9 protein-coding genes are annotated in these 12,634 nt (G+C 53.4%); 2 read left to right on the top strand and 7 right to left on the bottom strand.

Translation table 11 applies throughout. From position 1 onward, the window contains the following. Positions 1–4: 4 nt before the first annotated feature. Positions 5–676: a hypothetical protein gene (locus tag JFT66_RS29295; RefSeq protein WP_198860608.1), complete on the bottom strand. Its 672-nt coding sequence runs from the start codon at positions 674–676 to the stop codon at positions 5–7. Between the two features lie 250 nt (positions 677–926). Here JFT66_RS29295 and JFT66_RS29300 point away from each other — a divergent pair, with 250 nt between their 5' ends. Then, positions 927–1,967, top strand: coding sequence for a DNA-binding protein (locus JFT66_RS29300; RefSeq protein ID WP_198822866.1), 1,041 nt, complete (start codon positions 927–929; stop codon positions 1,965–1,967). 90 nt (positions 1,968–2,057) lie between these two features. On the opposite strand, the gene JFT66_RS29305 is transcribed toward JFT66_RS29300, so the two are convergent. The 3 genes from JFT66_RS29305 to JFT66_RS29315 form a co-directional block, all read right to left on the bottom strand. Further along, positions 2,058–4,553, bottom strand: coding sequence for an HD domain-containing protein (locus JFT66_RS29305; RefSeq protein WP_198822867.1), 2,496 nt, complete (start codon positions 4,551–4,553; stop codon positions 2,058–2,060). Beyond that, positions 4,550–7,126 (bottom strand): DNA topoisomerase, encoded by a 2,577-nt coding sequence (locus tag JFT66_RS29310; protein WP_198822868.1) that lies wholly within the window; start codon positions 7,124–7,126, stop codon positions 4,550–4,552. The genes JFT66_RS29305 and JFT66_RS29310 overlap by 4 nt, the downstream gene beginning before the upstream one ends. 153 nt (positions 7,127–7,279) lie before the next feature. Continuing rightward, positions 7,280–8,257, bottom strand: coding sequence for a hypothetical protein (locus JFT66_RS29315; RefSeq protein WP_233097223.1), 978 nt, complete (start codon positions 8,255–8,257; stop codon positions 7,280–7,282). 498 nt (positions 8,258–8,755) lie between these two features. On the opposite strand from JFT66_RS29315, the gene JFT66_RS29990 reads away from it, so the two are divergent. Continuing rightward, positions 8,756–9,640: a helix-turn-helix domain-containing protein gene (locus JFT66_RS29990; protein WP_233097224.1), complete on the top strand. Its 885-nt coding sequence runs from the start codon at positions 8,756–8,758 to the stop codon at positions 9,638–9,640. A gap of 69 nt (positions 9,641–9,709) precedes the next feature. On the opposite strand, the gene JFT66_RS29325 is transcribed toward JFT66_RS29990, so the two are convergent. The 3 genes from JFT66_RS29325 to JFT66_RS29335 form a co-directional block, all read right to left on the bottom strand. After that, complete coding sequence (locus JFT66_RS29325) at positions 9,710–10,837, bottom strand: DUF3150 domain-containing protein (RefSeq protein WP_198822869.1); 1,128 nt, start codon at positions 10,835–10,837, stop codon at positions 9,710–9,712. Positions 10,838–10,962: 125 nt separating this feature from the next. Beyond that, on the bottom strand, positions 10,963–12,015 hold the full coding sequence (locus tag JFT66_RS29330; RefSeq protein WP_198822870.1) for an AAA family ATPase: 1,053 nt from the start codon (positions 12,013–12,015) through the stop codon (positions 10,963–10,965). Positions 12,016–12,147: 132 nt separating this feature from the next. Then, the gene (locus JFT66_RS29335; RefSeq protein ID WP_198860609.1) at positions 12,148–12,525 is read right to left on the bottom strand and encodes a hypothetical protein; all 378 of its coding nucleotides are present in this window, start codon (positions 12,523–12,525) and stop codon (positions 12,148–12,150) included. Between the last annotated feature and the right edge of the window lie 109 nt (positions 12,526–12,634).

Consider the following 12,634-nt stretch of genomic DNA (forward strand, 5'->3'; position numbering starts at 1 on the left):
GAGCTCATCGTAGATCCCGCATTTTTCCGTTGGACACCAGCCAATCGTCAATCTGATCCGGCGCAAACCACCGTTGATCACCTGTCGCTGACTCACATTGGTACTCTTCCTGTGCTCCGCCGCCGGGGTCGACGCCGACCCGGGTAGCGGTTACGACCAGGATGGCATGCTCGCGGGCAAAGCCATCGATCTCCTGCACGGCCACCAGCTCTGAGCCCCGCGACAGATAGCTGCGGTAGCGAAAGCCGTCGACGCCCGGCACGAAAGCGTCATCCTCGTCCTCCTCGTCGGCATGCTCCCACATGAACGGTGCATCCGGTTGCACGGCGGCGCCGGCGGCCTCAGCGTCTACTGATTGGACCGCTTCGCCAATAGGCTGGCCTTTGCGCCGTCGGGGTTTCGGCGGAATGAGGGAAAGCCTCGCCGCGGTTACACACGACCGCTCGAAAGCGCTCAATGTCGGCAGCGAGCGCACCAGGTCATCCCATTTCAGGTCGCGGTCTTCATCCGCAGCAATCCGGCTCAAGTGCTCGGGGCGGATTGACCAGCGGCACGCTACGTCAGCCATTCGCCAGCCTCGTTGCTCAATCAACGCTTTGAAGGCCGCTCGAGACAGTGTCGGCGGGCGCAAGAAGGGCGAACCCTTTTCCACCTTGCGTGATTTGGCTTGATCCATAGCGCAAGTCTTTAGAAGTAAAAACCCGATTCTAAAGGGTTTTCTCAGGACGGCAACCAATTCCCATCAAAAGCCAGCTACCGATAGCGCCCCCCAGCCATAGCTGCCCTGTTATAAAACTCGTGATAACAAACAGTATTCACGAATTTCAGATTTAATAATACAAAAAATATCGATTCCAATACCAAATCGTCTGATATTATTTTAGGGTGTTCTTTGATAATTCACCTCAACCACTGGTCTAGAACCCATGCAAACTCAGTCCAGCAACGCCCAATTCAAGAGCACCCGCCAATGGGTACACGACTATGCCGCCCGACTGCTTGCCAATGGCGAGGAAGTCCGGCAGACATCTATTCGGGAGTTGATTGCGGCCGAGCACGGCATCACCGCATCGCCCAATCTGGTCAACGATGAGATCAAGAAGTTCTGGGTGAAGGCTGGTCCGCTCATGAGTGCGCGACTGCGTCGGCCCGGCATACCGGATGAGGTCTGCTTGAGCTTTGATAAAATCTGGGACGTCGCTCTGGATGCAGCTGCTGCTGGCCATGAGCTTGAGCGCAAGCAGCTCCAGGCCCAGGCAGACGGCGCGGTGGCTGCAATGAAAACTGCCCAGGCAAGTGAAGAGGCCGCCATCGAGCGGTTCAACGGTCAAACCCGGGAGATTGAAGGGCTGCGGGCCGACAAACTCAGCCTCACAGAACAGCTACAGACAAACGAGGCTGAGCGTAAAGGGTTGGCTACGGAGCTGAAGGATCAGACTGAAAAAGCTGCTGCTCAGCATGCGCTCCATATGCAGGAACAGCAGCGCCTCCAAGGGCTCATGGATGGCCTGCAACAGCAGTTAACCGATCTGCGTTCGAGCTCCCAGCGGGAACTGACAACCTTGGCTGAAATCCACCAGGTTGAACTGGTCAAGACACAAGACTTCTTGATGCGCGAAACGGCCAGGGTTCGCGATGAAGAGAAAGCCAAAACTGACAAGCTGAGTAAAGAGCTTGAGCGGGAGAGGAATGAGAAGGATCAGCTTCGACAGTTGCGTTCCTCTGCCCGCGATGAAGCTGCTCAGCTACGGGGTAGGCTTGAGGCGATGGAGAAAAATGAAGAGAAGCTTGAGCGGCAGCTCACGCACCTCAGCGAGCTGAATGAAAAACTTGAGCGGCGGAACACGCAACTCAGTGAACAGAATGACAAACTTCAAACGACCTTGCTCGAGAGCGTCAAAGCCAGAGTAACTGCATCAGAGCTGATGGTCGAGAATCTACCGAATCCCCCTGCAAACAAAGGCTGAGTGGCACTGGGTGGATTGAACACTCCCGAATCCACAGGACATAATCCCCGGCCAGCGTCGCGCAGGCCAGGGGGATCCGATCGCTCCGCTTTACCACTCTTGGCTCAATCGCTCGGTCAAGATTGGAAATCCGATCATCGTGTATCCGGGCTTAGGCGTCACAGTAGGAAGCTTCTCTGCTTTGATTAGGGCTTTAAGGTCCAGATCCGCATCAAAGGCAACAATGTCAGCTTCCAGCAAATACTCAAACCCATCCCTACTACCGCACACAGGTATAACTTGACGTGCGACAGCGTCTCGAATTCGGTTCATATTGTTCAACACCGATTTCTTCTTCTTCCGAGGCTGAACGAAAGCAGTGAAGTCCGGGGTGGCATCACCCAAGGCTTTCAGTGCCGCAGCCTCTGCCGCCGGGCTGATCTTCCGTCTGGACGACTGTGCATCTGGATCTGGGATCGCTACAGCAATCGGTGCGGTTGGTGGCAGATCCGGTCTGATTGAGGACTGCGGTTCAACTGGTATGAGCTGCGGTTTCACTGGAGTCGACGGAATCGTTTCTGGTTCTATGCTTGTTCCAGGTTGAGAGCTGGCCAGCTCTCCACCGAAGTCGGCGAACGCATCCCCGAAACTGTCATCATCTGATAAGGGATCTCCGACAAACGCCATAAATTCATCATCGTCGTTATCGGACGAAGCTTGCTCCAGCACTCCAGCCATCTCCAATTGCAGTTCATCCGGCTGCATATCTTCTTCTGCCGAGGCTTCAATCAGTTCCGATGGGGCGTCGCTGATTGCGGGCGGTACCGTTTCCACCGGCTGCAATGCGGGCTTCTGAATTACAGGGGACGGAGGAGTTGCCTCTACGGGTTGATTGATCGGTTCAGAGTGCCCAGGTTCAACTGGTACATCAACGGTAAGCGGGCCTGATGCAGCTTCCCCCGGCGTTGGGACAATTGGGGCATTCTGTGGCAGCGGAATCTCCCCCTCAGGCGGCGCGGTGTTCAATACCTTCGCTTGTTTGCCGGCGATGTTCGCCTTGGCGGAAACCTCGCTCCCGAAGCCTAGTGCGATCAGCGACCGAAGGCCGTCCACCTCTTGAATGCCAAGATTGTGAGTGAAAAGTGGGCGTTCGACGTCGAGTTTCGAAACCAAGTTCGATAATCCGGCAAGGCCTGCCAATTCTGGGGTTGTCGAAACAGGACGAATGATAATTACGGGCTCCCACGTCGTCTGGTGCGCCCCTGTCTGCGGGTCTCTAAACGATACCGAGTACATTGGAAAGAACCGGCTCATGTCCGCATTGTTGTGGATCGAGTACAGCACACCCTTCTCTTGCAGTGTCGACATCAAGTTAAGCGTGACCCGGTAACGACCATCGCCCTCGTCTAAGGACCAGCCCATCTTGGCGAGGATGAGCATGCGCAGGTCTTTTTCCTTCACCACGATCAAACCATCATGCTTTTGGGCGATCTTCAATGTGGAGTCACGGGCCTTATCACCAGTCCCGTTAACACGGCCGAATTCGGTGATAATGCTGACAAAACTGTGGTAAATCGCGCTCGACTCTTCCTCGGTGATCTCTTGTTCATTCAAACTGTCAGTGATATTTGACTCAGCCATACCGGTCTTCTTGTCGACCTGAATCAAAAACTCCATCAGCGCTGTCATTCGATCATCAAGGCTTAGCCCATTGCGATCAACAGGGAATTGACTCGGGTGATGATAGTGACCGATCACCAGGTTGATAGTTTGTCTGTCCCGTACAGGTAGATCCCAGTATTCAGGAAACCGCGCAAGAATACGGGCGCCCAGTGAGTCATGAGAAATTCGATTGTCATCCTGCGGGGTAAGGGCGCTACCCTCCTCCTTGGTTTTGACTGATCCATCGGCCTCCAGGACATAAGCCTCGAGCTTGCCTATGTCATGTGCAAGAGCCAAAAGCGGGATCAGCGGATCCTGTGCGTCGAAGCGAAATTCTTTGTTTTTGAGATCGATGATTTTAAACCTGGGTTTGCCCCGGGCCTTCACGTAGACCCCTTCAAATACATAGGTACCAGAATCAGCAAGCGCCATATCGGTTACCGCCAGGCAGTGCTCCCACAGCCGTCGATTACCATGGCCGCCTTTACGATGTGACGCTGGAAACAGCTGATGCGCCGAATAGGTGTCCCAGATTGCCCAAAAGAATTTTACGTGCTGCGGGAATTTTCTTTCGTTGGCTTCAACCCACGTCTTCACTAGCTGACTATCAATAGGGAGTCTTTTCGCAGGGCTGTCGACTCGCTTTGGCGTTCTGGATGGCGTGGGCACATCGCCCAGCGTGGAGCGTGCACCATTACGACGATTGCCCAACTTCCCCTTGAACAGTCGGTTCATAGCGGTCACGCGGCCGAACCAGATGTACCAAACACCAATGATTAAACCGGCGACGACGCCGAGCACCCAACGAGACACCGTGCTCCCGAGGTATTGCCAGTTTTCCAGCACCTCAAGAGGTTGGCCGCCGAATTCCATCAAGGTGAACACCAGCCACCAAAAGCCGAATACAAGGAATGCCGCTCGGATCACTCGGTTGTTTGCGTTCACAGGAACACCTCAGAGTCCGCCAGCTGAGGTTTAATCGCGTGTTCTGGCTGTTGGACACTGGACGTGGGCGCCGGCGCCGCGAGCGGTGACTTCGGTACCGGTGTCCCGTTATTGTCCTTTAGGGTGTTGTTGCACCCGCCGCCGCCTTTGACGAAACCGCTGCATCCCCAGAACGGCGATTTATCAGCGTTTCGCAAGTACATGGGCTTTCCACACTCTGGGCATTCATGTGCTTTCGGACGCTCTACTGGATCACCGTTAAGGTCGTTCATTGAGTGTTTGCACACATCTCTGTCTGAGCATCCCCAGAAATGCCCAGTAGCAGTTTTGATTCGGCGCATTGGGCCCTGACATTTCGGGCATGTCACAACGTTTCCCTTCGAATCTTTGGTATTGGCGGTTGGGTCGAAGTAAAACTCCAACTTCCCTTCATCCATTAGCCGCAAGCCCGCTTCAAATTTTTTCCCTGAGCTCGAACTTACAAACCCCTTCAGGCCTAGCACCAGTTTTTCAGAAAGCAGAGTTTCAGCTTCGGACACCTTGAGAACGCGCTTGGCAATTTCACGCCAGATCGAAAAACCGCAATTTTCGGCACATGCGAACGTCTTGGCCTGGATCTCCACAGCCCCGCCGCATTTCGGGCAAGGCGCCTTCAGCACCTTGACGGTTATGGCTGCATACTTTTCTTTGATGGTTTCAAGAATCTGAGTTGTTAGCTCAGACAATTCATTTTTAAAGGTGCTCCGACTGTATCGGCCCTTCTCCATCAATCGCAGTTTCTGTTCCCACTCTCCAGTGAGTATTGGGGAGGTCAGTGCGTGGATATTGTTCTCCAGCAGAAATCGGTAGACCGTCATCCCCTTGGCACTGGGCGCGAGATACTTTTTGTCACGCAACATGTAAGGGTCTTTCTTGCGGTTAGATCCATCCTTAGCCGCCAATAGCGATTCGATCATTGCTGAGCGTGTAACAGGTGTGCCGAGACCGCGATCCTTCATTGCCTCTCGCTGCTCCTCGTCGTCGATAAGGCGTCCGGCTGTTTCCATGGCACCGAGCAGAGTATCTTCGGTGTACCGCTGAGGAGGCTTTGTTTTAAGCATCTTCAAGTCGACGCCGATGGCGTTAACTGGCTCGCCCTTCACGTAAGGGACTAACTCTTTTTTGTCGTCAGCATCAGCGTCGCGGTCTTCTGAATCGTCGGCGTCCGCGCTACCCGGGCCGTAGACTTGCATCCAGCCTGGCGAAACCAACACGCGGCCCGTTGTGCGAAAAACTTCATTTTCAACAGTCGTAAGTCGCACGGTAACTGAGTACTCAGCCGGCGGGTGGAAGACGGCGAGGAATCGACGCACGATCATGTCGTAAATTGTTTGTAGGTCTTCGGTGAGCTCCCCTGCCCGCTTGCCGGTGGGCACGATCGCGTAGTGATCAGACACTTTTTTCGAGTCGAAGATTTTTTTGTTCGGCTTGACCCATCCCGAATCAAGAATCCGCTGGGCGTGATCTTCGAATACAGTGCCGCCGAACGTGCCCATGAGTTTTTTTGCTTCACCAACGAAGTCATCAGGCAGGTAGGCGGAGTCAGTCCTCGGGTAGGTGGTCAGTCCCAGGTCGAGATAGAGCTTCTGAGCGAGCTCCAGGGTGTAAGCAGCAGAGAAGCCAAACTTGCGGTTCGCTTCACGCTGAAGGCCGGTTAAGTCGTACAGTTTGCCGGCGCCCTTTTGTGCTGGTTTCACTTCCTCCTCAACACTGGTCGGCACCGAACCAGAGCATTTGGCAATAATGCCGTCTGCTATTGCACGATTCAGAATCCGGTGTGGATGGATGTCCTTCTGTTCGCGTGATCCGTCAACAGCTATAGGGGCTTGCCATTTACCGACATAGTTGCCGGCGCCGACACCGAATGTAGCGTGTACTTCCCAGTAAGGCACAGGGCGGAAAGTAAGAATACTGAGCTCCAGTGCACAGACCAATGAAAGCGTCGGAGTCTGAACCCTGCCCAGCGGGAAAGTCTCGGCTTTTGCTGTTTGTCGTTCGTAGAGGCGGGTAATGCCACGGGAGGCATTGATCCCGACGATAAAATCGCCCTCGCTGCGAATCTCAGCTGCTTCCGCGAGGTTGTCGTAGTCCGAGCCAGGGCGCATTCCTGCATAGGCAGATTTGATGGCCTCGTCTGTGGTCGAGGTCATCCAAAGGCGCAGCATTGGCTTCGTGCAGCCGGCCCTTTTATAGATCAACCGGAAAATCAACTCCCCTTCTCGACCGGCGTCACAGGCGTTGGCGATCGCGTTAACATCCGGGCGGCGCATGAGGCGATCGAGCACCTGGTAGAATTTTTTCTTTTCCTCAATGATCCGTAGTTCGAATTGATCCGGAATCACCGGCAGATTGCTGATATCCCTGCCGGCCTTCGCCATCTCATCTGAGTGGATCTCAACCAAATGCCCGGCAGCGGGAGCAAGTATGGCATCGTCACTCTCGAGCCAGTTTTCAACCTTGCTGAACCCGCCGATCGCTTTGGCGATGGTGACTGCCACAGTCGATTTTTCAGTGATGATAAGTATCTTGCCCATTTCTGCCCATGCCTTCTGTTTTCTAGAGGTGAAGCCAACTGCCAATCGCGTTCTGGTGCTGGAGTGAGTTATCACAGCTTCACAACGGAAAAAGCCATCGACAGCGGTCAAGGACCTCGATGGCTTTTTTATTTGTATGGCGTTGCCGATTACTTACGAACTTGGTTGTTCGACCACGCCGCCTTCTTGCGGAACAAAGGCAGCATCAAACAGAGCTGTTCGATCTTCAGCAGCAGGTCTTTCGGTTTGCTCGCTACCGTGGCTCTTGAAGAGTTCTGCCGCCCAGCCTGGGACGATTTTGATATGTCCAGAATCTGGGGCGACCGGTGCTGGCATGTCTTTCGCTTGAATGAAAGGGATCTTCGAGACAGGGGCGATTTGAGTCTCAGGATCCGGCAGCGAAAGCGCCTTTACGTCGATACGGAACTCACCCGAAACAACGATGGGCATACCACGGGCCAGTTTCTCGGCAAGAGGTTGGAGGTTACGACCGTACCAGCGCACCGGGATCGACTGATCGGAATCCTTGCTCTGGCGGATCAGAACTACTAGTCGATCATTGATTGGAGTTCCTTCAACCGGATGCCTGCGGTTGCGCTCAAGCGACTTCGCTTGGATGAAGCCGGCGATGCGGATCTGGTTCGAGGCGTTCTTGTTCAGTTCCATTGCTTTCCAGTCAAACGAGTCCCGGCGAGCATCGTTGTCGTCGCCTGGCATCGATTGCAGTTCTTCGACGGATTTCGGGGTGCCGGAATCAATGGCGGCGGCATGAACCGCGGCGCCCCACTTCTTCATGAAGTCATCACGGAACCGCGGGCCCAGGTGCATGAAGTTCGGGGCTTCAAAGCGGATGCTTTTGAGCCTGGCAATTCGATCTTCACCCTCCACAGCGCCGTCGGTGTGGACGAACGCCATGATCAGATCCCACTCTTTGATTTCGCGGGGAATCGGCGACTTTTTCGGGTCGTAATGGATCGGAAGCATGTGGTTTTCACTGCGGGTCTGCTGGATGTAGCAAATCCCATTTACAGGATCGTTATTCCGCAGGACGCCGGCGATATAGCCTGAGTTGAGCATCCCGTTTGGATACGAATAGGAATCCGGATTGCGCTTTGCGTCCTGGGGGAGCATGAGGAACCTCTTTTTTTGCTGGAGTTGGTGGTCCCGAGGATACTCAACACGTAGCAATAATACAACTAGTCGGATTTTCATGCTTTAGGTGCGGGGGCGGCATTTGGATCGATACTCAGGCATACGATTCGAATGCTTGCGAGTGACTAATCGATGGTTCGGATGCCTACCTGGCTGGGGGGCGCCTCGGTGGTGATGAATGTAGGTAAGTGAAGAGTGTAGGGAACTTGTTGGCGCGGGCCGGGCTCTATGCTCGGATTCGAGCCAAGGTTGTAGACAAACCATAACCAATAGGGCCCGCATATGGCCCAATGCAGCTCAAGTGTAGAGCCCAAAAAACGGGGCGATCACCCTCTTGTTCCACATGAACAAGAGATTGAATCTTGTTGTTAACTGTGTAGAATTAATTTCACAGATAATGGCATTTCCCTGCTTTATTTAAACATACAAGGGGCGCCTTCTTCTTCGACCCCACGCGAACAACCTGGAGCCGTAACCATGACAAAACCTAGCGACAAGAAACTAAATGGCTCTACGCAAGGGCAGTCTCGCGCTTCAGCAAATAAAGCAGGTGCGCCTGCGACTGAATCGAAGAAGCCGCAGAGCAAGACTCGCACCACAGCGAAGAAACCAGCGGCTGCAAGTGCTGCAAGTAAAGCAAAGGCTTCTGCACCAAAAGCGCCATCGGGGACTGCAAAGCCCGCCTCTAGAGCGCGATCGACTGGCGCTACTAAACAACCGTCCTCTTCCCCAGCAGCCGCACCTGACGCGACTGTTCTGCCGGCGTCCGCTACGACTGAACCTAAATCTAGCCGGCAGAGAATTTCAGCATCAGCTTCCGCGCAGGCACAACCGCAGATTGAGGCTCCTGCGCCGGTGGATTCAAACCTGCCATCCACAGATGAATCGTCGCCACGTGACCGGAATAAAATAGAAGGCCATCGTCTGATTAAGATGATCAAAAAGGCCATTATTGAACGTGGCCTTCAAGATCGCGCTATTGCCGATATCGTAGGTGTAACTCAGATCTACTGGAACTCCCTTGCGAATGGCAACCGCCAGATCAAATCACTGGGCAAAGAGAAGCTGCAAAAAATTGCTGAGTTTTTGGGTCTTCCGCTTATCCAGGTCTACCTACTCGCCGAGCACTTCACTGCTGAAGATTTTTTTAACTCCAAAGATCTCAACGAGCAGCTGTGGCTCTCGATCAGGAAGATGCAAGAAGACCCCCAGTGGGCTGGATATGCACCAAGCTCTGAAGAATGGGAACAAACCCCGATTAACGTGCGGATAACCCTTGTCTCGTTGTATGAGCGCGAATCCAAGCGTTACCTGATGGCTAAAGCCGAAGTGGAAGTGCCTGGCAACAACTTCACCGAGTAACGTTGTCCGCCGCGGTATCCCCGGAAATGAAGAAGCCCCGGTCCATACGGATCGGGGCTTTTTTGTGGGTTAGAAGATGAACGGCTGGACAGGTTCCTGTTGTTCCGGTTCAGAGACCGGAGCAGCAGGCTCGAGGGCTACGGCGTCATGCTTGTCATCGGTGAAGATGTTGGCATGTGCCTCGCGATCAGTTGGAAGTGGAGGAACGATGGATACCCCTGTTTCGGTGTCGGGCGTTTTTGGTGCTGAGTTTCCCGTCGCTGGATTCGCAGCTTGAGGCCCTCCGTAAATGACGTTCGTGTTATTTTCAGTTTCAGTTGTAGCGCTCTGATCAGTGACTTCGAGCGGATCAAATTCAGTGGCTTGATCGCCAATGATTTTTTCCGGATCCATGCAGAACTGTAGCAAGCTGGATACTTGAATGAAGGCGACACCTTCGATGCTCTGGCCTGTTGGTACAGCGGCCAGAACGTCACCACACAACTTGGCCAGATTCCCGAACTTACTCGAAAGCACACTCATTGCTTCTGCCTTATCCTGGACACGTCGCACCAGCCCCAAAACGCGAGATGTTGTGTTGCCCTTTGTCGGTCCCGACCAGGATCTACGTACGTCCTCGGAGATCTCAAAAGCAGCTTGACCAACCAGGCCCTTGACCTCCTTCTGAAGCGCATCATCTTCACCAAAGTAGCTGGTGTCATTGATACGAATAGCTGAGACGTCGAAAGTCAGCATCTTTTCGAGAGCTCCTTGTTGAGGAGCATGCAGACGAATCAGTTCTGCCCGAGTTTTCCCGCCGGCCTTCGTAACACCGGCATTCTCTGGCGCTTTGGCCCACTCTTCGACTTTACCTGGTAGTTCAGCCAAGAATTTCTTCTTCTCTGCCAAGTATTTATCTTTGATTTGCTTTAGCACCAAGGCCAGGCCTTGAGCGTGCGCCGTGGGTACGAAATACCCCCGCACACGATTGTTAACTCGACGAGAAACCCCCACCTTCAGGATCTCGCGTTTGGCTTCAGCTCGGTATTTATTGACCCAAGCAAAAGTGCCACTAGGCAATGTTTTACCGACTTCACGAATGAAGTCATCAGCCTCAACCGTCTTCTCGCCAGTGCTCCCACCGATGATGCAGTCGAACAACACGACATCCTGAAGGATCTGAACGCTGACGTCGGTATTGGATTGGATTGTGCTCATATGCTTCTCCTGAATTTCACTGAAATGCAGGTCTCTTGCGAAGACCTAGTGACAGGAGATGGCGCACAGCTACCCATAACTTGAAGACAAAAAAAACCCCGGCAAAGCCGGGGTGGGGTGTAGCGTTATTGATTGCTGGGAGTGCCCATGATGGACGACCAAGTTCCGAGAATTGCCGATGCTTCGTCCTTCGATGCAAAATCGAGTACCGTCATTTTAAGTGCTTCGACGTACGCATCTTCTGGTTTTTTCCCGAACCCCGTGAGTAGCTTGAAGTTCATTGACCAGTTAAGGACGTTGCGGGTTGTGATTGTGAACTGGAAAGCCATACCGCCGGCGCCAGCGTCTTCATTCAAGCCAATAAAATTGGCTCGAATTTTTGCTGCAAGACTTGCCATTGCTTTTGCTGCTAACGGGCTTGCATTCGTCTCCTTTACGAGCAGATCGATTTCATCCTGCTCAGTCAGGTACGTCTCGAACATGACGTTGAAGCGGTCCTGATTCGCAAAGTTCATCTTTTGCGTACCTTTATAAATTGCAGCGCTCCCACCTTGTCCGCCCGCTGAGCCGCGGCCATTCGTGTTACCTGTGGCCATGATCATGCAGCCGGGAGCAATTTTGATGATTTCATCTGTTTGGTCCAGATGGATAGGAGCGCCATCCAGAACACCGTTAAGACCCATAGCGACGTCAGCTGGAACCTGATCCCACTCATCCAATAGCAGTATCGCATTTGGGGTCTTTGCCCATTGGCAAACCTTTCCGTACACCCATTTCATGCCTTGATCCTTACCGCAAAGCTTCCAACTACCGAAAAGGTCAGACAGGGTGGTTTCTTTCGAACACTGCTCCCTGAAGATAGGGCGTCCGGTTCGCGAAGCAAAAGCTTCGACTAGTTTAGTCTTACCGCACCCGGATGGGCCGAACGTATACATGTTGCGTTTCATCTCTGCGCCAAAATAGCCAGCGGGAAGATTTGCTGCCGCGGCCCAAAGCATCAACCGAGTAAGGCTGCTTTCTTTGAATTTGAAATGCCCTACTACAGGTGTATGCGGCGTAGCGGGGAAGACTTTAATTTGCATGTTTTCGAAGAACGGCGACGTGATTCCAAAAACTTCTTTCGCAGTTTTTGTTTCAAATTCGACATTCACAGGAGCGAACTGAGCGACGTTTTCCATGGTAATCCCCATATAGACAGGTTGGGGCCTCTTGCGAAGGCCTGGTACAGGGAAATGCTTCACATGGGATGAGAATTGAAGAGAAATGCAAAAAAAAACCGAGCTCCCTTAGGAACTCGGTGTGTGGAGAGTTTAGGACCAGGCTACTGCCTGTTTTAGCGCTTCGAACACCGCCTTTGCCAGCTCGTTTTCGTTGAGAGCAACCCCATGGTTTAAGCCGGCACGTGCGTACTGGCTCTTATATCGGTCACCGATCAGAACAAAGCGAACTTCGATTCCGAGGGCGGATGATTCTGCAATAGCCGCGTTCAGAGTCTCGCTATTACCTGGATCGCCATCGGTTGCCACAATCAAGATCTTCCGGGCCTCAGGCCGATCGATCAGTTTCTTCAGAGCCCATACCACCGCAAGGTGAGTGCTGGTCCCATTTTCCGGAGTTGGAGCAAACCGTTGCAGCGTGGTTGCCCAATTTTCTTCAAACCCATGCCATTCCTGCGCATTCCACGCCATCCGGCCACCCAGCCCACCAACATCCGGCCACCTATTCCACGCTCATCCGGCCGGGCAGTCGGAGCGCAGCGACGCAGGTTTGCATTGTTAGTCTGAAGTCTCTGTCGCC

It is taken from the genome of Pseudomonas sp. MF6755, from assembly GCF_016405635.1.
In the GTDB taxonomy this organism is placed as follows: domain Bacteria; phylum Pseudomonadota; class Gammaproteobacteria; order Pseudomonadales; family Pseudomonadaceae; genus Aquipseudomonas; species Aquipseudomonas haemolytica.

Bases quoted from the DNA above. Each gene is read 5' to 3' on its own strand.
- JFT66_RS29295 (WP_198860608.1), bottom strand. From the start codon at position 676: ATGGATCAAGCCAAATCACGCAAGGTGGAAAAGGGTTCGCCCTTCTTG.
- JFT66_RS29300 (WP_198822866.1), top strand. From the start codon at position 927: ATGCAAACTCAGTCCAGCAACGCCCAATTCAAGAGCACCCGCCAATGG.
- JFT66_RS29310 (WP_198822868.1), bottom strand. From the start codon at position 7,126: ATGGGCAAGATACTTATCATCACTGAAAAATCGACTGTGGCAGTCACC.
- JFT66_RS29315 (WP_233097223.1), bottom strand. From the start codon at position 8,257: ATGCTCCCCCAGGACGCAAAGCGCAATCCGGATTCCTATTCGTATCCA.
- JFT66_RS29990 (WP_233097224.1), top strand. From the start codon at position 8,756: ATGACAAAACCTAGCGACAAGAAACTAAATGGCTCTACGCAAGGGCAG.
- JFT66_RS29325 (WP_198822869.1), bottom strand. From the start codon at position 10,837: ATGAGCACAATCCAATCCAATACCGACGTCAGCGTTCAGATCCTTCAG.
- JFT66_RS29330 (WP_198822870.1), bottom strand. From the start codon at position 12,015: ATGGAAAACGTCGCTCAGTTCGCTCCTGTGAATGTCGAATTTGAAACA.
- JFT66_RS29335 (WP_198860609.1), bottom strand. From the start codon at position 12,525: ATGGCGTGGAATGCGCAGGAATGGCATGGGTTTGAAGAAAATTGGGCA.